This window comes from Pseudomonas sp. X4 (assembly GCF_040784925.1).
In the GTDB taxonomy this organism is placed as follows: Bacteria; Pseudomonadota; Gammaproteobacteria; order Pseudomonadales; family Pseudomonadaceae; genus Aquipseudomonas; species Aquipseudomonas putida_Z.
The window spans coordinates 5,068,463-5,090,579 of record NZ_CP160798.1; the positions used below are offsets into that span (position 1 = coordinate 5,068,463).

Here is a 22,117-nt window from a genome sequence, read left to right on the forward strand (position 1 = left end):
TACCGGCCCTTTCGCGGGTAAACCCGCTCCCACAAGGACCGCACAGATTTCAAACGCTGTAGAGAACCTGTGGGAGCGGGTTTACCCGCGAAAGGGCCGGGCCTGCTAACCCTGGTCCTCCACAGGGGCCGCACAGATTTCAAACACTGTGGAGCACTTGTGGGAGCGGGCGAGCCCGCGAAGAGGCCGGGCCTGCTAATCACTTTCTGCCAGCCGGGCAGACCACAGCACAAACCGGTCCTTGCCACTGTGCTTGGCCTCGTATAGCGCCTGGTCGGCGCGCACCAGCGCCGTGGTCAGGCTGTCGCCCTGGTCCACCCGGGCCAGGCCGATGCTGACAGTTACCGGATGCTCGCCAACGTCTTCGCGCACCCGTTGGCACAGCGCCGCCACCCGTTGCTCGGCGCCTTGCTGGTCCAGCCCCTGGAAAAAGATCGCGAACTCCTCGCCGCCCAGTCGGGCAAACTCGTAACCGGCCATGCTCGCCTTGATATGCAGGGCCACGCGCTTGAGCACTTCATCGCCCACGTCATGGCCGAAACGGTCATTCACCCGTTTGAAGTTGTCGATGTCGATCATCGCCAGGTACTGCTCGGCCGTGGCCAGGCGCAGCTGGCGGTCGGCCTGGGCCATGAAGGAACGGCGGTTGGGGATTTCGGTCAGGGCATCGACATAGGCCTGGTCCAGCAGCACCTTGGACAGGTAGAAGTTGTGCAGCTTGGCCTTGCGCATCTGCAGGTAGCTGTAGATGACCAGGCCGCTGAGGAACACCGCGTAGCTGATCAGCATGGCGCCTTCGAGTTCGTCCGGCCCGATGCGGGTGTGGTAGAACGGGTTGAGCACCACCCAGGTGATGGCCATGGCGCAGAAGAACGACCAGCGCCGCACCGGTAGCACCGACACGGCATACAGCACGGTGGAGACTCCGAGCACCAGCCACACCGGGCGCAGGGCCACCGGGATGCCTTCGATCACCAGGCGCATGCCCAGGGTGATGGAGGCGATGAACAGCAGGTTGAGCACATCGAAATGATGGCTGCGACGGGTGAACCGCAGTACCACGGTGAGGGCGCCGAGCAGGGTGATGAACAGGTAGGACAGCCAGGTGAAACCCTGGCCGCCGAGGAAGCTGACGATCAGGTCGAACACCAGCCAGATCAGGATGCTGACGCAGAATACCAACAGGCAGAATGGGCGCATGGCCTCGAATTCGTGCTGGCGGAATTCGGCGCGCAGGGCGGCGGGGGCGACCTGTTTGCGAACGTGGGCTTCGATGGTCTTGAACATCGCTGGCTCCTGAGAGTACTGCTTTACCAGGCCTGGCCCTTTCGCGGGTAAACCCGCTCCCACAGGCCTCCCACAGCACTGGAAATCTGTGCGGTCCCTGTGGGAGCGGGTTTACCCGCGAAGAGGCCGGGCCTGGAGACTCAATTGGTGGGCAGAACACCCCGGGCCCATGGCCGGTAACGCAGGTCGAACACCGCCTCGGCATGGCACCCGGCGCCCAGCTTCGGCTGGGCAGGCTCAGCCCGAAACGCCTGGCCTGGCGCGCTCACCTGGCGGAACGCCTCGCGCACCACGCCCACCCGGCACGGCAAGGCCTGCTCGTAGCCCTGGCGTACCAACGCGGGCAAGCGCCCGGTCCCGGCGCCATCCTGCCACCACACAGTCAAGCCCAACCCGGCCAGTTGATCCAGCCATGCGGCATTGACCCGAGGTGAGAGTTTGCCGGCGCTGAAAGCGCTGATGTGCAATGGCTTGTCCAGCTGCCGGTTGAAGGCCTGCAACTGGGTGTGCAGGGCATCCCGGCGCTCGGCCTCGCGAAAATGATGGTCGTCCAGCTCCATGGGCAGGTACCAGCCGTCCACCGGCAACTGCCACGCCTGGCGCAGTTGCTGGTACTGGCTGAGCGAGCGCCCCAGCTGCGCCTTCCAGTAACTGTTCAGGCCTTCACCGTCCAGTTCGTCGATGCGCTGGTAATAGGCCGGGTCCATGTACAGCCCCAGCACCAGTTGCAGGCCCTGGGCACGCGCGCTGCGCAGGCTGTCGGCCAGCCAGCCTTGGGCACCGCCGAAATCGCTGTCGCCATAGGCGCTCCACTGCACGATCAGGGTCTTGCCGCCCTGGGCCACGGTGGCGTGCCACAGTTGCTGCCACTGGGCGGGGGTGACATTGGCGTCGCGGTTGAGGGGTTGGTAGAACAGGCGCTGGTCGGCGCTGGCTGGCAGGCACAGGGCAAGCAGGCAGAGGGCCAGGAACGTACGCATCAGAAGGTCATCTCCGCACCGACCAGCACGCCGTTGGCGCGCTCGTATAGATTGCCGCCCAGCGATTGCTGGTATTCGGCACGCACTTTCAGCGAACCACGGTAGGCGTTGTAGCGGTCGTCATCGAACCACCATTGCCAGCGCACACCAACCCCGGCCCGGGCGTCCTGGCGCCAGTCGTTGCTCGGGTCCTGGCTGGAAAACTCGACAAAACCATAGGGCATGATGGTTTGCGGCGAGCTGCCCGGCAGCTTCCAGGCGTGGCCCTGCTGGTAGCGCGACAGCCAGGCGTGGTCGCCGGCACGGGTCCACCAGGCGGCGTCAAGGTAGAGGAAGCGCTCGTTCCAGTCGTCTTCATCGACCCGCCAGTCGTTGCGCCAGTCGCCCTGGTCGAGGAACGAGGCGGTGGCACGCAACAGCAGGTCGTTGCTCGATTCGGCGTGGTGACGCAGGTCGCCCCAGTTGCCGCCGACCTTGGCCGGGCTCAGCAGCTGGCCCAGGCTCAGGCCGCGGTAGTGCTCTTCGTCGATCTGACGCTGGTGGTACAGCTCGGCATACAGGTTGAGGTTGGCCTGGCCGAATGGCTTGTAGCGCAGACCGACACCGGTACCCATGCTTTGCGCGTAGTCGGTGCGGCTTTGCCCACCGAACAGTACCCGGCCATACACCGACAGGGTGCTGCCGTTGCGGCTGGGCTCCTCGCCCAGGGCGTGGTCCCACATGGCCAGTTGCACGTTCTGCGATTGCGCGCGGCGCGAAGTGCCGCTGCGCTGGCCATTGTCGAGGAACTTGTCGTTGGTCGAGGTGCCGGCCGGCGACCAGGTGCTGGCCAGGGTGATGGTGTCGCGCCGCGACAGGCTTTCGTGGGCGCGGCGCTGGCGGTACTTGCGGGCTTCCAGGCTGCCGTATTCATCGTCGCCGTCGACCAGGTCCTGCTCCACATCGAGGATGCGGCGCAGTTCGCGGCGCGCCGAAGCGCTGTCTTCGGCTTCGTCGTAGCGCAAGGCCAGCGTCTCGCCAAGGCGGTAGTCCTCGGGGAAGTCGTGGGTGGCGCGCTCCAGGTAGGGGATCGACTGGCGGCGCTGGGCCTTGTCCGTCGAGCTGGCCAGGCGCATGCCGTAGTCGGCGCGGTAGCGTGGCTGGTCGGGGGCCAGGCGCACGGCTTCGGCCAGCCAGGCGCTGCTCTGGGCACTGTCACCAGCCAGTTGCGCGGTGCTGGAGGCCGCGTAGTAGTGGTCAGCCCGCGGGTTATGCGCCAGGGCCTGGCGCTGGAAGCCCAGCGCCGCCTGGTAATCGCCTTGGCGCTGGGCGATGGCGGCACCCAGGGCCCAGTCGTCGGCGCTATCGTGCGCGGCGGCGTCCCAATAGCGCCGGGCCGCTTGTGCGTCGCCGGCGTTCAGCGCGCCACGGGCGGCGGTGAGGCGGGCGTTGTCGGTCCAGGCGCTGTCCGGCTGGGTGCGCCAGATAGGCAGGGCCGCTTCGGAGTCGCCAGCGGCTTCCAGGGCATAGGCCAGGGGCAAGCGGCTCCCGCTGTCGCCCAGGCGCTCGGCGGCCTGGTAGTAGACCACCGCTTCGCCGGGCTGGTCGGGCATGGCGCAGCGGCCCAGGGCGCGGTACTGGCCAGGCTCGCTCGGGGTGGCCGGTACGGCCTGGCGCACGGCATCGCACTGGCCAGCCTCGGCCAGGCGGCCGAGCAGCTGGGCCCGGGTACTGGCGTCGACCCGAGGGATCAGGCCGAGCATGCGGCGGCTGTCCAGCGGCCCGTCGTTGCGCGCATACAGGTTGCCCAGGCGCTGCAGCAGCGACGGTGCAAGGCGGCCCTGGTGGCGGTCGTAAGCCTGCTCCAGCAGTTGCCGGGCGTGTTCGCCGTGGCCCTGTTGCATCAGCAGGAAGGTGGCTTGCTCCAGTGCGGCCATATCGCCGTTCTGCCGATAGCGTTGCTCCCATTCGGCGGCGGTGCGTGGTTGCGGCGGCTGGGGCGGGTCGCCGTACAAGCGTTGCCTGAGCACGGCATAGGCCCTGGGGTCGGTGCTGGCGGTGCAGCCCTTGAACTGCGCGCGCGCCAGCTCCGGATCGCGGCGCGACAGCCAGTCGACGGTTTCCAGGCAGGGGCGTTGCAGTTCGTTGCTCAGGCGCTGTACCAGCGGCGCGTCGTCGCCTTCGCGGGCCAGCTCCCACAGTTGCTGGCGCTGCTCGGGCTGGTTCAGCTGCGCGGCGGGCAGTGCCTGCAGCCAATGCTGGGCCTGCTGGTTCTGGCCGACGGCGATGGCGCGGTTGGCCATGGCCAGGCGGGCCTGATTGGCTGCTTCGGGGGAAGGGGCGCTGGGCAGCAGCGCGTTCAGCCCTTTTTCATCCACCTGCTGGATATAGGCATTGGCCAGGCGCTGCCAGTCTTGCGCAGGCAACTGGCCTTGGTCGGCCAACGGCTGCAGCTGTTCGATGGTTTCCTTCCAGTTGCGCAGTTGCTCGGCGAAGTTGGCCCGGGCCAGGCGCAGTACTTGGCCGTCCCCCTGAGGCGGCAGATGGTTGAGCCAGTCCAGCGCCTTGGCGGCACCAGCGAATTTGGCCAGGCTCAGGCTATAGGCCTGCCACAGGCGCACCCGGTGGGTGCCGTCGCTGCTGGCCAGCCACTGTTCCACCTGGCTGGCCGGCGGCGGGTCTTGTTCGATCCAGGTCAGGCGCAGTTCAAGCAGGGCGTTGGCGTATTCGGGGCTGTCGCCCAACTGTTCGGCAAGGGCTTCGGCCTCCTTGTAGCGGCGCTGGTGAGCCAGTGCCTCGACCAGCAGCGCACGGGCTTCGTCGTTGTTTGGCACCCGGCCCAGCACGTGGCGGGTCAGGCGTTCGACCTCGGGCCAGTTGTCCTTCTTCGCTTCGCGGTAGCTGCGCTCCATGAACGGGTAGCTGGTGAACCGCTGAAAGTCGGTCATCGGCGCCGAAGCGGCGCAGGGCAGGGCGGCGGAGCACAGCAACAAGCCAGTGAAGGTGAGGGAAAAGCGCGGCTTCATGCCACCTCCCGGGTCAGGTCAAAGGCGGCCTGCTGTTCGCTGGCCTGTTCGATCAGGGCCTGCTGCAGCACCTGCTCGGTGATGATGCCGCGGGCAATCAGGTGCTCGCCGAGGCTCTGGTGTTCCGGGTCGAAGTCGATCAGCGCCTGGTTGAACAAAGTGACCGGGACCATGCCGCGCACCTGCAGCAGGGCGCCGAGCATCACCTGGTGGTGGCTGACCTGTTCCAGCAGCACTTCGTCGTCCTGGTGGCGCTCGAGGATGGCCAGCATGTCGCGGGTTTCCGGCTTCTGCCAGGGGCTTGGGTAGTGGTAGCGCAGGCCCAGGGTCACCCGGCCCTGGGGCGCCAGGCGGGCGCTGACCGGGCGCTTCAGGTGGCGGCTGATTACCCCCAGCGATACCTGGCTGACCGGGCTTTCGCTGGCCAGCACCAGCGTGTCGCCGTCTTCGGCCACCGGCAGCACGCCATAGTGCGTCGCCAGCTTGCGCGGCAGTTTGGCGATCAGCTGCGGGTCGAGCTTGAACGGGTTGAGCGGTGCCCAGGGCAGGTCCATCTGCTCGGCCAGGGTGGCGACCAGCTGTTCGCTGTTCAGCCAGCCGCGCAGCAGCAGCTCGCGGCCCAGGCGCCGGCGTACCGGGCTGGTGATCGCCTGTTGCAGCTGTTCGTCGCTGATCAGGCTCTTGGCTACCAGGCGCTGGCCCAGCGGCGTGCGGGCGGGGGCGGCGATGGCGGGGAATTCGTGAGTGGTCTTGTCCCAGGCCACGCGCCGCGAGTCACCCATCTCCATCACCTGGCGCAGGGCGCGCAGGTTGGCGAAGAAGTTGACGAAGTTGCTCCACATCATCCGCGGTGCCGACAGCAGCCCTTCGCCGATGCCATAGAAACGGGTGACGAACCAGGCGCGCTGGAACAGGCGGTTGAACAGCATCAGCCCGTTCAGCCACAGCAAGGTGGTCAGCAGCCAGCTGTCGCTGAGGATCGACATGAAGCGCCACGACTCCGGCGCAATCACCGTGACCAGCCACATGGCCAGCAACACCAGCAGCAACAGGTTGACCAGGAAACTCAGCAGGTAGGCGAACAGGCCGCGGCGGTCACGCCAGAGGAAGTAGTTGAGCGCGCCCTTGCGGCTCCAGCCGAGGTTGCTGGTGCCCTGGAACACGATGCCGACGATCCACCGCGACTTCTGCCGGATGGCATGCTGCCAGTCGCGCGGGAAGTGCTCGCGCACGCAGATTACCTGGGAGAATTCGCGGCTCATGCCCGGGCGCCATTCCTGCTTCAGGGTCAGCGCCGGGTCGGTGATGGAGTAGCGGGCGAAAATGCACTTCATGCCCTTCTGCTTCAGGCGGAAGCCGATGTCGTAGTCTTCGGTGAGGCTCTGTACGTCGAAGGCGATGCCATCGCCGTCCTCGAGCAGCGCGCTGATGGCGCGGCGGCTGAAGCAGGTGCCGACCCCGGCGCTGGGCACCTGGCCGGTCAGGGCCTCGCGCACGATCACGTCCTTGCCGTGGTTTTCGGCGAACTCGTCGACATAGTGGCCGGCGGTGAAGCCTTTCCATTCCGGTGCGTAGGGGTACACCGGGATCTGGATCATGTCCTTGTTCGGTAGCAGGTAGTTGAACAGGCGCAGCTCCATGGGCGAGATCACGTCTTCGGCGTCGTGCAGGATGAAGCCGGCAAACTGGATGCCGGCGTCCTGCTGGAAGCGCAGCAGCGCGTCGATGATGTTGTTCAGGCAGTCGGCCTTGCTGGTGGGGCCGGGGCGAGCGCAGACCACCTTGTGCACGTTGGGGTAATGCAGGCACACCGCGTCGACGTCGGCCTGGGTTTGCGGGTCGTTGGGGTAGGTGCCGACGAAGATCTGGTAGTTCTCGTAGTCGATGGTCGAGGCTGCCAGGCGCGCCATCTCGCCGACCACGCCCACTTCGTTCCAGGCCGGGACCATGATGGCCAGGGGCTTTTCCGGTACCTCGAACAGGCGTTTTTCGTCGGCTTTTTCGTACTTGTCGTAGATGCGAAACCGCCGGATCAGCTTGCGGCCCCAGTAGCAAAGGTCGATGAACAGGTCATCCAGGCCCAGCAGGAACATCAGCGTGGCCAGGACGATCGCGAGGATCTTCAGGCCGAACAGCACATAGGTGAGAAAATCGATGAATGCCAGGCTCATGTGCCGGTCACCGGCAGGAAGGGGTGGGCCATCGTCTATATCCTCGTTCGATTCCCTGGACGAAGTTGTACGACTTGTCGCCGTTTGTACTGGATAGATACAAGCAGCCGAACGCGGGGTTGTCCAAATTTCAGGCTTTTTCTTGTGGGCCACTTCTTGTAGCTTTACAGGTCGTTTACCCAGGGAGCTGAACATGCAAGGCAAGGCACGCAAGATCGTCCAGGCCATTCTTTACGAAGCCATCGCCGTCGCCTGCGTGGCGCCCGCGCTGGAGCTGGCGTTCGGTGCCGGCATGGCGCAGTCGACCGTGCTGTCAGTGCTGATGTCGGGCATCGCGATGAGCTGGAACATGGCCTACAACTGGGTGTTCGAACGCTGGGAAGCGCGCCAGCACCGGCGTGAGCGCACTTTCCTGCGGCGCCTGCTGCATGCGCTGGGCTTCGAGGGTGGGCTGGTGCTGATCCTGCTGCCGCTGGTGGCGTACTGGCTGGATGTCAGCCTGTGGGCGGCGTTGCTGACCAACCTGGCGTTGTTCGTGTTCTTCTTCGCTTACGCGTTCGTCTTCCAGTGGGGCTTCGACAAGGTGTTCGATGTGCCGCTTTCGGCGCAGCAGGCGAAGTGTTGACTTTGTGCCGCACTACCGGCTAAGTTCCTACCCCATGAATACTTTCCAGCACGTCAACGCCATTATTATTACCGCCATTATCAGCTTGGCGGGCTAGCGCGTACGTGCACCGAACCCGCCCTGGAGGCGGGTTTCTTCTCTCTGACTCCTGGGCAACGTGAACACAGCCAAGGAGTCATCGATGACCAGCTTCGTCAGCCCTCGTTCTACCGTCACCCCCCAGCAACTGCTGTCGGAGCAGGTGCGGCGCATTCTTGCCGCCCCGGTGTACGACCTGGCCATCGAAACGCCCTTGCAAGCTGCGCCTGCGTTGTCTGCCAGCCTGGGCAACCAGGTGTTGCTCAAGCGGGAAGACCTGCAGCCTACTTTCTCGTTCAAGATCCGCGGTGCGTACACCCGCCTGTCACGCCTGAGTACCGTGCAGCGCGAGCGCGGCGTGATCACCGCCTCTGCGGGCAACCATGCCCAGGGGGTGGCCCTGGCGGCATCGCACCTGGGCATGAAAGCCACCATCGTCATGCCTACCACCACGCCGTCGCTGAAGGTGGAAGGGGTACGTTCGCGCGGTGGCCACGTAGTGCTGCACGGCGAGAGCTTCCCCCATGCCTTGGCCCATGCGCTGAAACTGGCCGACAGCGAAGGTGCCACCTTCGTGCCACCGTTCGACGACCCGGATGTGATCGCCGGGCAGGGCACCGTTGCCATGGAGATCCTGCGCCAGCGCCCGGGGGCGCTGGACGCCATCTTCGTGCCGGTGGGTGGCGGTGGGCTGATCGCTGGCATTGCCGCCTATGTGAAGTACCTGCGCCCCGAGGTGAAGGTGATCGGCGTCGAGCCGGAGGACTCCAACTGCCTGCAGGCTGCCATGGCGGCTGGTGAGCGGGTGATCCTGCCGCAGGTCGGCACCTTCGCCGATGGTGTGGCGGTGGCGCAGATCGGCGCCCATTGCTTCGAGCTGTGCCGGCACTTCGTTGACGAAGTGGTGACCGTGAGCAGCGACGAGCTGTGCGCGGCGATCAAGGACATCTATGACGATACCCGCTCGATCACCGAGCCGTCCGGGGCCCTGGCCGTGGCCGGGATCAAGAAGTACGTGGCGCGCGACGGCGTGCAGGGGCAGACCCTGGTGGCGATCGATTCCGGGGCCAACGTCAATTTCGACCGCCTGCGCCATGTGGCCGAGCGTGCCGAACTGGGCGAGCAGCGCGAGGCGATCATCGCTGTCACCATTCCGGAACAGCCGGGCAGCTTCCGCGCCTTTTGCCAGGCACTGGGCAAGCGGCAGATCACCGAGTTCAACTACCGCTATTACCCCGGCAAGGAGGCGCGGCTGTTCGTGGGTGTGCAGACACACCCGCTGCACGACCCGCGCGACCAGTTGCTGGCCAGCCTGCGCGAGCAGGGCTACAGCGTACTGGACCTGACCGACAACGAACTGGCCAAGCTGCACGTGCGCCATACCGTTGGCGGCCATGCCGCACCCGGGGCTGACGAGCGGGTGCTGCGCTTCGAATTCCCCGAGCGCCCGGGGGCCTTGCTTGGCTTTCTGGAGCGGCTTGGCAAGCGCTGGAACATCAGCCTGTTCCATTACCGCAACCATGGTGCGGCGGAGGCACGGGTGTTTGCGGCGCTGGAAGTACCGGGGGATGAGTTGGCGGGGTTGCCGTTGACGCTGGATGAGATGGGGTACCGGTACTGGGATGAGACCGACAACCCGGCGTACAAGCTGTTTCTGGGTTGATAAGCAAACCTAATGCAGCCTGTGCGGGTCGCCCGCTCCCACAGGGACGGCGCACGGCTTGAGGTTGTCGCTGTACCTGTAGGAGCGGCCGCGTCGGCCAACAGTGGCGTGTATTCCGGCTCGCGGATGCTCTACGGCCTGTCGCACCAGCAGCAGGCGCCGGTGGCGTTCGGGCGGTTGTCGGGCTCGGGTACGCAGGCCTGTTGCTGGCCTATCGGCGCAGGGCCAGGGCTTGTGCTCGGCCGCAGGCAGCTACTGCTGCTTAGCACGTTGGGGCTGCTGTGCAGCCCATCGCCGGCAAGCCAGCTCCCACCTCGATTGCATCGACCTCGAGGTTTGCACAGTATCTGTGGGAGCACTGTTGCGCATCAATCCTGGGGCCGCGTTGCGGCCCTTTCGCGACACAAGGCCGCTCCCACAGGTACAGCGACAACCTTGAGAGCAACGCTGTACCTGTGGGAGCTGGCTTGCCGGCGATGAGGCCGGTGCAGGTTTTCAATACCCTCTACGGCTGGCGCTCGGCCACCGCCCGCAAGGTCCGCAATGTCACCACGGGTGCATCCACCACAAACCGGTTGGCCAGCCACCCCGGCACATCCCCCGCAGGGTCGGCCTGCAGTTGGTAGGTCACTTCGGTCTTGCGCTCACCCAGCGGTTTCATCCGCCACTCGCCGCTGAGGTGCTGCACGCGGATCAGCCCCTTTACCTTGGGGATCCTGCCGGGCTCGGCGCTCAGGTGGCGCAGCAGTGTGCCATCGTCCAGGCGTTCGGTGGTGACCTTCAGCACGATGTCCCGCGGCATTGTCGGCCACGGCAGGTTGGTGGTCAGGTACACCCAGGTGTTTTCGCCCTGCACATCCAGCAAGCGCATCTCGGCACAGGCGTACAGCCACTTGCAGGCCACCCGCAGGTTCTCCTGCAGGTCGGTGAGCGTGCGAACGCTGGCTTTCATGGTGCTGACACCACGGAATTGCTGGTAGGGCGAGTCGGGGGCGGCGCTCAGGTAAACGCGGATGCCTTCGCGGTCGTAGGCCAGGTTCCAGTCATCGGCGGCTGGGGCGGTGGTGCAGAGCAGCAGGGCGGCGAGCAGCAGGCAGCGGTTCATGGCTGGTACCGCGCGGGAGGTGGGTGTTTCAGTATGCGCGGCAAACAGAAAGCCCGCCAGGTTGGCGGGCTTGCGGGCATCAGCCTGGGCTTAACGCTTAGGGTTGAGCGTCAGGTGCACGTGACGGTTCACGTCCTTGTACAGCAGGTAGCTGAACTTGCCTGGGCCGCCGGCGTAGCAGGCTTGCGGGCAGAAGGCGCGCAGCCACATGAAGTCGCCGGCTTCCACTTCGACCCAGTCCTGGTTCAGGCGGTACACCGCCTTGCCTTCCAGCACGTACAGGCCGTGTTCCATCACGTGGGTCTCGGCGAACGGGATCACGCCGCCCGGCTGGAAGGTGACGATGTTCACATGCATGTCGTGGCGCATGTCGGCCATGTCGACGAAGCGGGTGGTGACCCAGCGGCCTTCGGTGCCCGGCATCTCGATGACGGTGGCGTTGTCACGGTGGGTGACGAACGACTCGGGAACGTCCAGGCCTTCGACCTTCTGGTAGTGCTTGCGCAGCCAGTGGAAGGTGACGTTGGACTTGCTGTTGTTGCGCAGGCTCCACTCGGCGCCCGGGGCCAGGAAGGCGTAGCCGCCCGGTACCAGGGTGTGGTGCTTGCCTTCGACGGTGATGTCCAGTTCGCCTTCGACGATGAACACCACGGCTTCGGCGTTCGGGTCCAGCTCAGGGCGCTCGCTGCCGCCTTCCGGGGCCACTTCGACGATGTACTGGGAGAAGGTTTCGGCAAAACCGGTCAGCGGGCGGGCGATGACCCACATGCGCATCTTGTCCCAGAACGGCAGGTGGCTGGTGACGATGTCACGCATCACGCCCTTGGGGATGACGGCATAGGCTTCGGTGAACATGGCACGGTCAGTCAGCAGCTCGGTCTGAGCCGGGTGCCCACCGTGGGGGGCGAAGTACGAATGGTTCGACATGGACGATCTCGACTTGTTGTTCTCTCCCCATGCCGTGAACCGCACCGGCCGGTGCGGCGCAGGGGATGTGGCGACAGAATAGGGTCGAGTGTGTGCCATCCACAAATTAAATGTTGGAATACCCGGTATTTGCCGGCTGAATGCGAACCTGCCGGCCAGCGTGGCCTTCCGGCAAGCGGTCGCCCTGGCCGAACAGCTTGTGGCGCAAGGTGCCTTCGGCATAACTCAGCGGGTAGCGGCCACGGCGTTGCAGCTCCGGCACCAGCAGCTCGACCACATTTGCCAGGTCGTCCGGTTGCACTGCGTAGGTCAGGTTGAAACCATCGATGCCGGTCTGGTCCAGCCAGCTTTCCAGCTGGTCGGCCACCTCGCTGGCAGCACCCACCAGCACCGGGCCACGGCCGCCCAGGCCAACGAACTCGGCAGCCTCGCGCACGGTCCAGCGGCGGTTCGGGTCGGCGGCGGTGAAGGCGGCCAGGGCCGCGCGGCCGGCATCGTTCTCGACGTATTCGATGGGCGCATCGGGGTCGAGGCCGGCAAAGTCGATGCCGGTCCAGCCCGACAGCAGCGCCAGGGCGGCGTCAAGGTCGACATAACGGCGGTATTCGGCGAAGCGCGCCTCGGCCTCCTCCCGGGTAGGGGCGACGATCAACAGCGCCTGGGCGTAGATCAGCACCTCGTCCCGGCCACGCCCGGCCACCTCGCTGGCCTGGCGGATGCCGTCGGCGTAGCGGCGCAGTACCGTGGGCGTCGGCCCGCTGATGAACACGCATTCGGCGTGCCGCGCCGCGAACTGCTGGCCGCGTGCCGAAGCACCGGCCTGGAACAGCACCGGCGTGCGTTGCGGCGAAGGTTGGCACAGGTGCATGCCCGGCACCTGGAAGTGCTCGCCCACATGGTTGATGGGGTGCACCCGGGCGGGTTCGATATAGCGCCCGCTGTCACGCTCCAGCAGCACCGCATCGTCGTCCCAGCTTTTCTCCCAGAGCTTGTACAGCACCTGCAGGTATTCCTCGGCCAGGTCATAGCGCTGGTCGTGGCCCAGCTGGCGCGCCAGGCCCAGGTTGCGCGCGGCACTGTCGAGGTAGCCGGTGACGATGTTCCAGCCGACCCGGCCATTGCTCAGGTGGTCGAGCGTCGACATGCGCCGGGCGAACGGGTAGGGGTGTTCGTAGGTGAGCGAGAAGGTGACGCCGAAGCCCAGGTGCTCGGTAACCCCGGCCATGGCCGGCACCAGCAGCAGCGGGTCGTTGACCGGCACCTGCACGCCACCGCGCAGGGCGGCTTCGGGGCCGCCCTGGTAGACGTCGTAGATGCCCAGCACATCGGCGATGAACAGGGCATCGAACAGGCCGCGTTCGAGCAGGCGGGCCAGGTCGGTCCAGTAGCCCAGGCGGTTGAAGGCCACGCTGGTGTTGCGCGGGTGGCGCCACAGGCCGGGGGACTGGTGGCTGGCGGCATTCATGCTGAAGGCGTTGAAGCGAATCGGGCGGGGCATGGTGGGCGCGCTCCGCTCAAGGCAATACGGAAGCCGGGTAGACCGCGTCGGCCACCTGCAGCTTGCGTGGAATCAGGCCCAGGCCCTGGAAGGTATCGGCCAGCTTCTGTTGCTCGGCAACGATCTGCGGGGTAATGGCCACGGCGTTGTAGTTGCGCCGCTCGCTGGCCACTTGCAGCACGTTGGCGTTGATCCCCAGTTGCGGGGCCAGCAGCGCGGCAACTTCCGCAGGCTTGGCATTGGCCCACTGGCTGACCTTGCCCAGTTCGGCGAAGAAGGTCTTCAGCAAGGCGCGATGCTGGTCGGCGAAGCTGGCGGTGGACAGGTAGAAGGTGCGGTTGTTGGACAGGCCGCTGCCGTCGCGCAGGTTTTTCAGGCCCGGCTGGCTTTCTGCCGCGGCGAGGAACGGGTCCCACAGGGTCACGGCCTGGACGCTGCCCGATTGCAGGGCAGCCACGGCATCGGCGGCGTTGTTGACGTAGGCTGGGGTGATGTCCTGGTAGCTGAGGCCGGCCTGTTCCAGGGCAACGGCCAGCAGGTACTGGGCGTTCCAGCCGCGGCCGGTGGCCACGCGCTTGCCCTTGAGGTCTTGCACGCTGGCCAGGTGGTCCTGCTCGCGCACCACCAGGCCGATGCCGCGTGGGTAGGGTTGCTCGGCGGCCAGGTATACCACCGGCTTGCCTGCGGCCTGGGCGAACACCGAGGGTGCGTCGGCGGCATGGCCGAGGTCGATGGCGCCGGTGCTCAAGGCTTCGAGCAACTGCGGGCCGGCGGCGAACTCGTGCCAGCTGACTTTCACGCCTTGCGGTGCCAGGGCCTTCTCCAGGGCGCCGCTGCCTTTGAGGATGTTGATGCTGTTGAACTTCTGGTAACCGATGCGCAGGGTCCTGGCCTCGTCGGCCAGGGCTTGGGACCAGGGCAACAGGGTACTGGCGACACTGGCCAGCAAGCCGCCGATCAACAGGCGGCGCAAGGGGGAGAAGGCACGGGCGGGCATGGGCATTGCTCCTTGATCTGGAAGGGAAACGATGTGCCCAGACTAAGGAGGTGGCGTTTGGCTTTCAATTTTTATATTCCTGTTTGTTAGATTGTTTTGTTATTTTTATATCCTTTTGTTTTGTAATGGTTGGTCCATTTCGACATTTTTTTCACATTCGCTTGCTAGGCTCCCCGGCATTCCCGAGGAGCCCTACATGTCGCACATCCTGCGCAAGCGCAGCACCCGCATCGCCTTGGCCGCCACCGCCGGCCTGCTCACGGCCACCCTGGGCTTCTTTGCCTGGCAGAGTTTCTACCCGGTCCAGGCCGCCTCCGGCTGGGGCGTCGAGGTGCTGCACCGCGACGTGACCAAGGCCGCGTCGCTGTTGCCGCAAGCCGATGGCAGCCTGCTGGTCAGCCGCGAACTGGACGATGGCCGTGGCAGCATCCTCAGGATCACCGCCCAAGGTGATCGGGTGGTGGTCATCGACAACCTGTCCAAGCCCGACGGCATGGTGGCGGCGCAGGGAGGCTGGGTGTTCAGCCAGGAAGGCGGATTTGCCCCGGTCAGCCTGGCCCGCGATGGCCAGGTCACGCGGCTGTTCGATGGCGAGAGCGTGCAGGGCCTGTGGAACGACGGCGAGCACCTGTACGCCATCGAGGACCGCAAGGGCAATGGCCGTTTGATGCGCTATGACTGGCGCAGCGGCCAGCTCGATGTGCTGCGCTCCGGCCTGACCGAAACCGAAGGCCTGACCCGCTGCAGCGACGGGCGTCTGCTGTATACCGAAAAGGCCAACGGCAAGGTCCGCGCCCTGTCCGACGATGGCCGGGACCCGGTGGTGGTCGATGGCCTGCGCAACCCGACGTTCCTGTTCTGCGACCAGCGCGGCCTGTGGATCAGCGAAGACAACACCCACCGGGCCCGGCTGCTGCGCATCGGCGCCGACGGCACGCGGCAGACCGTGCTGTCGTTCCTCAAGGCGCCGCAGTCGATCGTTGCCGATGGCAAGGGCGGCTACCTGCTGGCCGAAGGCGGGCGCAACCGCGTGCTGCACCTGACCCCGCCGCTGGAGCGCAATACCGCCCAGCGCGACTGACCCTGCGCCTGGCTGGGCAGGCGCCGTTTGCGGGTGGGCAGCCGCCGCGGGTGATGGCTACCCGACCAACAGCGCGCTTCCCTGCATGGCCGTGCTCGCGGATAATCCCTCCATTCCAATAAACAGCCTGTGAGTGGGTATGAGTGATTCCGTAGTCAGCCTCGGCCAGCCTGAAACCGAAGGGGGGCGCAAGACGCGCAAGAACAACCCCGAGAAAACGCGCGAGGACATCCTCCAGGCCGCCATCAACGAGTTCGTCCAGCAAGGGCTGGCCGGTGCCCGCGTCGACGCCATCGCCGAGCGCACCGCCACCTCCAAGCGCATGATCTACTACTACTTCGGCAGCAAGGAGCAGCTGTACTGCGAGTGCCTGATCAAGCTGTACGGCGACATCCGCAAGACCGAGCAAAGCCTGGACCTGGAGTCGCTGCCGGCCGAGCAGGCGATTCGCCGGCTGGTGGAGTTCACCTTCGATCACCACGACCGCAACGTCGATTTCGTGCGGATCATCTGCACCGAAAACATCCACTACGGCGAGTACGTCAAGCAGTCGCCGGCGATTCGCGAAATGAGCAGCCTGGTGCTCGAGGCCCTGGGCAGTACCTTGCGCCGTGGGGTGCAGGAAGGTGTGTTCCGCGCCGGCATCGAGGTCATCGACCTGCACATGCTGATGAGCTCGTTCTGCTTCTACCGGGTTTCGAACCGCCACACCTTTGGCGAGATCTTCCAGATCGACCTGTCCGATGAGCAGGTCAAGCTGCGTCACAAGGCCATGATCTGTGATGCGGTGTTGCGGTACATCCAGATCGAGCGCCGCCCCTGAAAGTTCTCTAGTGCCTGGGCCGGCCTCTTCGCGGGTAAACCCGCTCCCACAAGGATCACCGCTGTCCCAAAGATTTGCACAGTACCTGTGGGAGCGGGTTTACCCGCGAAAGGGCAGGCCCAAGCGACACATGAATGAAGCCTTGATGCTCACTCGCCCAACCGCTGCTCACGCGACGGCGGATAGCCAAAGTAAGCCGCATAGCATTTGCTGAAGTGCGACACCGAAACAAACCCGCAAGCCACTGCCACTTCCATCACCGACAGGTCGGAATACTGCAACAGGCGGCGGCTCTTGGTGATGCGCAGCTCCATGTAGTAACGCCGCGGCGAAGTGCCCAGCTGGGCCTGGAACAGGCGGTCGATCTGCCGGCGCGAGCGCCCGCTGTAGGCGGCCAGCTGGTCGAGGCTGAGGGTTTCCTCGAGGTTGTTCTCCATCAGTTCGACGATGGTGCGCAGGTGCAGGCTCATGGACTTCTTCGCGCCCGGGCCGACCTGGCGGTAGCGGGCACCGGAGAACGACAGGATTTCCTCGACACCTTCGGCCAGGCCGTCGCCATACAGCCGGCGCACCAGGCCGAGCATCAGCTCCATGGCGCCATTGGGGCTGGCAGCGCTGAGGCGGTCGCGGTCGAGGGTGAAGCTGGCCGGGGTGATCCGCGTCTGCGGGCTGCGCTCGGACAGGCTGGCGCGCTGTTCGGGGTGGATACTGCAGCCATAGTCGTCCAGCACCCCGGCGCGGCCGAGGAACCATGCGCCGTTCCACAAGCCGCCCAGGGCCATGCCGTGGGCCGCGCAATCACCCAGCAGGCGGTCGAGCTCGGGGTACTTCAATGGCGTGCGCAGGCCGCCGCAGATCACCAGCAGGTCCAGCTCCTTCAGCGCCTCGGCGGACAACTCGGTGGCCACCAGCTCCAGCCCCAGGTCGCTGAGCACGCGGTCGCCTTCCAGCGACAGCGGGGTGAACTGGAAGCTGTCGGCGCGCAGCAGGTTGGCCGTGACCAGCACGTCCATGGCCACGGTGAAACTGGCCATCGAGAAGTGTTCGAGCAATACGAAATCGACCCGATAGGGCGCTTGGGCATTGGCGCTGGTGGACTTCAGCCGCAGCATGTTGCTGGTACTGGTCTTCTTGCTGAACTGGCGTGGCGTGGGCACTCTGGACTCCGCTTCCTGGCTGGCCTCGAGAGTTTGGCGGGTGGCCGGGGGAAAGACAATCTCCCGGGTGGCCGTGTCGTGTTCGAGGTCGTGTTCAGGCAACCTGTCTGGCTTGGCCCATTGCCGTTATGCTGATGCTCCCGTCACTGAGGATACCCTTGATGAAGTACGCCGCTGCTCTGTTGCTTTGCCTGATGCCATTGCTGGCCAATGCCCTGGAACCGGGCGACAAGCTCGCGCCGTGGACGCTGCTCGACCAGCACGACCAGGCTTATAGCCTCGGCGCCGGTACGCACATCCTGCTGGTGGCGCGCGACATGGACGGTGCCAAGCTGGTGAAGGCGGCGTTGGCCGAACAGCCCAAGGGTTACCTGGAAGCGCGCGATGCGGTGTTTGTTGCCGATATCCAGCGCATGCCGGCACTGATCAGCAAGCTGTTCGCCATCCCCGCCATGCGCGATTACAACTACCGGGTGCTGCTCGACCGTGACGGGCGGGTGGCCAGCCGTTATCCCGGGCAGGATGGCCAGGTGCAGTGGTTGCAGTTGGAGCAGGGTACGCTGGTGAGCCAGCGGGCATTTGCCGATGCGCCGGCGTTGAAGGCGGCGCTGGAGACTGCACCACGTCATTGAGTGAAGCCCTTGCGTTGCGTCCTGTGAGATGGCACTTAACGTGTGCAACCTGTGGGAGGGCCTTGTGTCGCGAAAGGGGCGCGCAGCGGCCCCAGGATTCAAGCGTCACCGCCTGAATGGCCGGGGCTGCTGCGCAGCCCTTTCGCGACACAAGGCCGCTCCCACAGGTTCGCGCATGCCTTGGTGCCGTACGATCAGCCAAATCAATCTGAACCCTCGGCAGCCTCTGCAACCCAACCCATTACATGCCAAATGGGAGAGCGCTATGGAAATCGGAACGATCTGGATCATCGTCGCGGCCTTTGTGATCCTGCTGGAAATCTGGGCCATCTGGCACATCATCGGCAGTGACCGGCGCGCCGAGCGCAAGATGCTGTGGATCGTGTTCGTGGTCTACGCGCCATTCCCTGGTTTGCTGTTCTGGGCCTGGCGCGGGCCTCGGGCGGTGAAGGGCAGGGCGGTACTGCAGGAAAAATGACGGTGCGCAGCATCAGGCGCGGGGGCGCCTGATGCCGTCGCTGTTCATTTGGGCAGGATGTCGAAGCGAATGGCTGCGCCCAGCCCGTCCACCATCAAGCAACCGTAGAACTTCACGGTCGACAGCACACACAGATGCTTGAGCGCTTCATGGATGTAATCGTGAAGCAGCTTTTCGGCGTCGCGCCTGCGGTCTGCGAGCGAGGTGCTGTTGAGAGTGATCACCCCGAGCAAGGTGGTTTCAATGTGTTCGACGGTGTCCAGGCCAATTTTCTCGCGCAGGTGCAGGCGCGCCTTTGCCGCATCGTCTTCATCATCTCGTGCGTTTTTTGGCTTGATGGTGTAGGCCAGTTGAAAATTGTATTTGCTCATCGCTTTATCCTTGTTACGTACAGGCCTCCATGCCGGGCCTCGCAATCTAGCGCCTGATGGCCACTTCGCATATGAACGCGTGGTTCACGGAAGCTCGTTCGCTGTGCGAAACGTCCTACAGTCGACGCCTGTTTCGCGGGCAAGCCCGCCCCTGAAAACCGCGCTTGACCTCGAGTTAACTCAAGGTTCGATACTCCGTCCCTCTTCCAACTGATCGAGGGTTTACCGTGAGCCATTCAACCGCGTTCCAGCTGAGCAATCCCGAAGGCCTGTACGACCCCAGCGGCAACGCCTATTCCCATGTCGCCGAGGTGCATGCAGACAGCCGCCTGCTGTTCATAGCCGGCCAGGGCGGGGAGGGCCGCAACGGGCAGCTGTCGCCGCTGTTCGCCGAGCAGGCGCGCCAGGCACTGGCCAACCTGGAGGTTGCCCTGGCGTCGAAAGGCGCCAGCCTGGCCCAGGTGTTCAAGCTGACCCTGCTGATCGTCGAGCATTCCGAAACGCGCCTGCGTGAGTGGGTAGCCGAGGCTGACAGGGCCTGGGGCCCTTGCATGAAGCCGACCTGCACGCTGATACCGGTACCCCGGCTGGCGCTGGACGGCATGCTGGTGGAAATCGAGGCGGTGGCAGCGGTATAGGTCCGGGCGATTCGGTGGTGGCCTCAGATAAACACTATGTTGTATACCGGTGCTGGCCCTACCAGCATGGCCGCTATAACAACAATTGATCTCAGAGGTGACCACACCATGAGCACCGGCACCACCACGCTCACCGACCGCAAGGCCCGGGTCTGGGTCTGGCCTGCACTTTTCAGCCTGGTGGCCTTCGCTGCCAATTCGGTGTTCTGCCGGCTGGCGCTGAAGGACGGGGCCATCGACCCGGCATCCTTCACCGTGGTGCGCCTGGCCAGTGGTGCATTGTTCCTGCTGCTGTTGCTCCGCCTGCGCAAACCCGCGCTTGCCATGGGGGGCAGCTGGCGCGGCGGCCTGGCACTGTTCCTCTACGCATTCCTGTTTTCTGCGGCGTACCTGCAGCTGGGCGCAGGCGCGGGGGCGTTGCTGCTGTTCGGCGCGGTGCAGATCACCATGTTCGGCTTCGCCTGGTACAAAGGCGAACCTATCACCGCGCGGATGCTGCTGGGCATGCTGATCGCCTTCGCCGGCCTGCTGGTGCTGCTGTTGCCCGGTACCGCGGCGCCATCCTTTGCCAGTGCCTTGCTGATGGCCCTGTCCGGCGTGGCATGGGGCGTGTACACGCTGTTGGGCAAAGGCTCACCCCGGCCGCTGGCCGACACTGCCGGCAATTTCGCCCGGAGCCTGCCGTGCCTGGTGCTGCTGGTGCCGATGCTGTTGCTGGGCGCTGGCTTGCACCTGAGCCCGCTCGGCTTGCTGTATGCGCTGGGCTCCGGTGTGCTGGCCTCGGGTGCGGGCTATGCCGTGTGGTACGGCGTGGTCAGGCAAGTCAGCGCGCAGCAGGCGGCGACCATGCAACTCAGCGTCCCGGTGATTGCGGCGTTGGGCGGGGTTGGCCTGATCGGCGAGCCATTGTCGTTGCGCTTGCTGGTGGCGTGCGTAGTGGTGCTGGGCGGTATCGCCCTGGCGCTGGCGCCGCGCCGCTAAAAGGGTGAAGGGCGTGACTGGGCATGGCTGTCGGGGCCTGCAATGCCTGGCTGACTATAATGGAGCAACCTCACCTCGCAGCCCAATCTGTGCAGGTAGCGGTAGGGAACCGCTGGCGAGCCCAATCAGCCTTTGCTCGAACGGTCGGCGTCGGCAGCTTCGGTCACCACAGGCAGGTTGCCGGCACGCTGGATTACCCGCCGTTGCTGCTCGTAGTCGTCCAGCGACAGGCCACGGCGTTGCAAGGCTTCCAGTTGCAGTTGGCGGGTTTCCTCGGCGGTGTAGGGGCGCAGTTCGGGGTGGCTGGCACAGCCGCTGATGATGGCGATGGCAATAACGGCAAGGGTGGCGGACAGCAGGCGGGCCAAGGTGTTCATCAGGTAGCTCCAGGGGCCGGGGTAGTGGGCGGCGAGTCGATGGAGCTAGGTTATTCGGCCATGTCGTTCGGCAGAAATTGCCATTCTCGATAGTGACTATCGATGGTTCCTGGGAGGGGGCGATGGGGCAAGACGAGCAACCGCGTAAATGGGGCGTGCTGGAACCGATCGACCGGATCACCGAAGTCATCTTCGGCCTGTTGATGGCGATGACCTTCATCGGCTCGCTGAGCGTGGCCACCGCAGGGCGCGAAGACGCGCGGCTGATGCTGATTGCCGCACTCGGCTGCAACCTGGCCTGGGGCCTGGCCGATGCCGTCATCTACCTGCTGCGTACCTGGACCGAACGCACCCGCAGCCGGACCTTGCTGGCCCGTCTGCAAGCCGGTGATATCAATCAGGGGCGCAGGCTGATTGCCGATACGCTGCCAGAGCGCATCGGCCTGGCACTGGATGAAGACGGGCTGGAGATGCTGCGCGGGCGCATGCTGCGTGATGCTGGCCGCCCGCTGCCGGCACGCCTGGGGCTGGATGATTTCAAGGCGGCCCTGGCCACTTTCCTGCTGGTGGTTCTGGCAACTTTCCCGATGGTCATTCCGTTCCTGCTGATCGAGACCACCGGTACGGCCATCCGTGTGTCGAACCTGGTCGCCCTGGCCATGCTCTTCCTTGCGGGCTGGCTGCTGGCACGCTATTCCGGTGGCCGCACCCTGTTGACCGGCGTGGTCCTGGCGGTAGTCGGGGCGTCACTGATCCTGGCGATCATCGCCTTGGGCGGCTGAGCACCGCCCGCTCAGTATTTCATGTCGCGGGCGCGCTCACGGCCTTGCTGCTTGGTGTGGCGTTTGTCCTGTCGGCAGCCGGCGTTGCTTTGCTGGTCGGCGTGGCGGCAGTCCTGTTTGGTCTGCCGCGCGTCCTGGCGGGTTTCCTGCCGCACATCGCGGGCTTCGCGGCGCCGTTCGGCGCGGTCGGTGGCCGCCCAGGCCGAGGTGCAGAGCACGGCCAGCATGATCATGGCGATGAGGCGGGGCGTGTTCATCAGGGTGGGCTCCTTTTTTGGATACGTGCATGCACCGGCCTCTTCGCGGGCGCGCCCGCTCTCACAGGTACTCCACAATGTTCGAACCTGTGGTGACCCTGTGGGAGCGGGCGTGCCCGCGAAAGGGCCGGTACAGTCAATTACAGATCTCAGCCCAGCCCTGGTATAGATTCAAAAGCAGCAACCACCCTCACCTTTAGAGCG

General features: G+C 65.2%; 21 protein-coding genes and 1 pseudogene. 10 read left to right on the forward strand and 12 right to left on the reverse strand.

Features of this window, described 5'->3' with window-relative positions:
• Positions 1–195 precede the first annotated feature (195 nt).
• The 4 genes from ABX298_RS22550 to nrfB all read right to left on the reverse strand — a co-directional run bounded on the left by ABX298_RS22550 (position 196) and on the right by nrfB (position 7,443).
• Entirely contained in the window at positions 196–1,287 is a 1,092-nt protein-coding gene (locus ABX298_RS22550; RefSeq protein ID WP_025339346.1) for a diguanylate cyclase, read from the reverse strand.
• Positions 1,288–1,427: 140 nt separating this feature from the next.
• Positions 1,428–2,267 (reverse strand): DUF4434 family protein, encoded by an 840-nt coding sequence (locus ABX298_RS22555; protein ID WP_075045063.1) that lies wholly within the window; start codon positions 2,265–2,267, stop codon positions 1,428–1,430.
• Positions 2,267–5,272, reverse strand: a complete 3,006-nt coding sequence (locus ABX298_RS22560; protein ID WP_367393673.1) for a phage receptor — start codon at positions 5,270–5,272, stop codon at positions 2,267–2,269. The genes ABX298_RS22555 and ABX298_RS22560 overlap by 1 nt, the downstream gene beginning before the upstream one ends.
• Positions 5,269–7,443, reverse strand: coding sequence for a cyclic di-3',5'-guanylate-activated glycosyltransferase NrfB (gene nrfB / locus ABX298_RS22565; RefSeq protein WP_317409191.1), 2,175 nt, complete (start codon positions 7,441–7,443; stop codon positions 5,269–5,271). Before nrfB ends, ABX298_RS22560 begins: the two co-directional genes overlap by 4 nt.
• 193 nt (positions 7,444–7,636) lie before the next feature.
• On the opposite strand from nrfB, the gene ABX298_RS22570 reads away from it, so the two are divergent.
• From ABX298_RS22570 to ABX298_RS22580, 3 genes and pseudogenes are all read left to right on the forward strand, one after another.
• On the forward strand, positions 7,637–8,068 hold the full coding sequence (locus tag ABX298_RS22570) for a PACE efflux transporter (protein ID WP_025339342.1): 432 nt from the start codon (positions 7,637–7,639) through the stop codon (positions 8,066–8,068).
• Between the two features lie 181 nt (positions 8,069–8,249).
• Positions 8,250–9,809: a threonine ammonia-lyase, biosynthetic gene (ilvA, locus tag ABX298_RS22575; RefSeq protein ID WP_075045065.1), complete on the forward strand. Its 1,560-nt coding sequence runs from the start codon at positions 8,250–8,252 to the stop codon at positions 9,807–9,809.
• Between the two features lie 84 nt (positions 9,810–9,893).
• Positions 9,894–10,004: pseudogene (locus tag ABX298_RS22580) on the forward strand (hypothetical protein); the annotation flags it as partial.
• Between the two features lie 310 nt (positions 10,005–10,314).
• Here ABX298_RS22580 and ABX298_RS22585 read toward each other — a convergent pair.
• From ABX298_RS22585 to ABX298_RS22600, 4 genes are all read right to left on the reverse strand, one after another.
• The gene (locus ABX298_RS22585) at positions 10,315–10,914 is read right to left on the reverse strand and encodes an START domain-containing protein (RefSeq protein WP_075045067.1); all 600 of its coding nucleotides are present in this window, start codon (positions 10,912–10,914) and stop codon (positions 10,315–10,317) included.
• A 90-nt stretch (positions 10,915–11,004) separates the two neighbouring features.
• Positions 11,005–11,841, reverse strand: a complete 837-nt coding sequence (locus ABX298_RS22590; protein WP_013972924.1) for a bifunctional allantoicase/(S)-ureidoglycine aminohydrolase — start codon at positions 11,839–11,841, stop codon at positions 11,005–11,007.
• Positions 11,842–11,947: 106 nt separating this feature from the next.
• On the reverse strand, positions 11,948–13,339 hold the full coding sequence (locus ABX298_RS22595) for an LLM class flavin-dependent oxidoreductase (RefSeq protein WP_123085029.1): 1,392 nt from the start codon (positions 13,337–13,339) through the stop codon (positions 11,948–11,950).
• Positions 13,340–13,355: 16 nt separating this feature from the next.
• Positions 13,356–14,336 carry an aliphatic sulfonate ABC transporter substrate-binding protein gene (locus ABX298_RS22600; protein WP_025338898.1) on the reverse strand — a complete coding sequence of 327 codons (981 nt, stop codon included), beginning with the start codon at positions 14,334–14,336 and terminating at the stop codon, positions 13,356–13,358.
• A 196-nt stretch (positions 14,337–14,532) separates the two neighbouring features.
• Here ABX298_RS22600 and ABX298_RS22605 point away from each other — a divergent pair, with 196 nt between their 5' ends.
• Entirely contained in the window at positions 14,533–15,417 is an 885-nt protein-coding gene (locus ABX298_RS22605) for a hypothetical protein (RefSeq protein ID WP_085616944.1), read from the forward strand.
• Positions 15,418–15,556: 139 nt separating this feature from the next.
• Positions 15,557–16,240, forward strand: coding sequence for a TetR/AcrR family transcriptional regulator (locus ABX298_RS22610; RefSeq protein ID WP_025338900.1), 684 nt, complete (start codon positions 15,557–15,559; stop codon positions 16,238–16,240).
• Positions 16,241–16,389: 149 nt separating this feature from the next.
• On the opposite strand, the gene ABX298_RS22615 is transcribed toward ABX298_RS22610, so the two are convergent.
• Positions 16,390–17,397, reverse strand: coding sequence for a GlxA family transcriptional regulator (locus ABX298_RS22615; RefSeq protein ID WP_025338901.1), 1,008 nt, complete (start codon positions 17,395–17,397; stop codon positions 16,390–16,392).
• Positions 17,398–17,558: 161 nt separating this feature from the next.
• Between ABX298_RS22615 and ABX298_RS22620 the strand changes: the two genes are divergently transcribed.
• Entirely contained in the window at positions 17,559–18,029 is a 471-nt protein-coding gene (locus ABX298_RS22620) for a hypothetical protein (protein ID WP_025338902.1), read from the forward strand.
• A gap of 265 nt (positions 18,030–18,294) precedes the next feature.
• The gene (locus ABX298_RS22625) at positions 18,295–18,507 is read left to right on the forward strand and encodes a PLDc N-terminal domain-containing protein (RefSeq protein ID WP_013972488.1); all 213 of its coding nucleotides are present in this window, start codon (positions 18,295–18,297) and stop codon (positions 18,505–18,507) included.
• Between the two features lie 44 nt (positions 18,508–18,551).
• Here ABX298_RS22625 and ABX298_RS22630 read toward each other — a convergent pair whose 3' ends face one another.
• A complete protein-coding gene (locus ABX298_RS22630; RefSeq protein WP_286101792.1) occupies positions 18,552–18,878 on the reverse strand; it encodes a hypothetical protein in 327 nt (108 codons plus the stop codon).
• Between the two features lie 227 nt (positions 18,879–19,105).
• On the opposite strand from ABX298_RS22630, the gene ABX298_RS22635 reads away from it, so the two are divergent.
• On the forward strand, positions 19,106–19,516 hold the full coding sequence (locus ABX298_RS22635) for a RidA family protein (RefSeq protein WP_025338904.1): 411 nt from the start codon (positions 19,106–19,108) through the stop codon (positions 19,514–19,516).
• 108 nt (positions 19,517–19,624) lie between these two features.
• Positions 19,625–20,497: a DMT family transporter gene (locus tag ABX298_RS22640; protein WP_286101793.1), complete on the forward strand. Its 873-nt coding sequence runs from the start codon at positions 19,625–19,627 to the stop codon at positions 20,495–20,497.
• Positions 20,498–20,622: 125 nt separating this feature from the next.
• On the opposite strand, the gene ABX298_RS22645 is transcribed toward ABX298_RS22640, so the two are convergent.
• On the reverse strand, positions 20,623–20,874 hold the full coding sequence (locus tag ABX298_RS22645; RefSeq protein ID WP_075045072.1) for a hypothetical protein: 252 nt from the start codon (positions 20,872–20,874) through the stop codon (positions 20,623–20,625).
• A gap of 122 nt (positions 20,875–20,996) precedes the next feature.
• Here ABX298_RS22645 and ABX298_RS22650 point away from each other — a divergent pair, with 122 nt between their 5' ends.
• A complete protein-coding gene (locus ABX298_RS22650) occupies positions 20,997–21,656 on the forward strand; it encodes a VIT1/CCC1 transporter family protein (RefSeq protein ID WP_075045073.1) in 660 nt (219 codons plus the stop codon).
• Between the two features lie 11 nt (positions 21,657–21,667).
• Here ABX298_RS22650 and ABX298_RS22655 read toward each other — a convergent pair whose 3' ends face one another.
• Positions 21,668–21,913, reverse strand: coding sequence for a hypothetical protein (locus ABX298_RS22655; RefSeq protein ID WP_137163768.1), 246 nt, complete (start codon positions 21,911–21,913; stop codon positions 21,668–21,670).
• Positions 21,914–22,117: the final 204 nt, after the last annotated feature.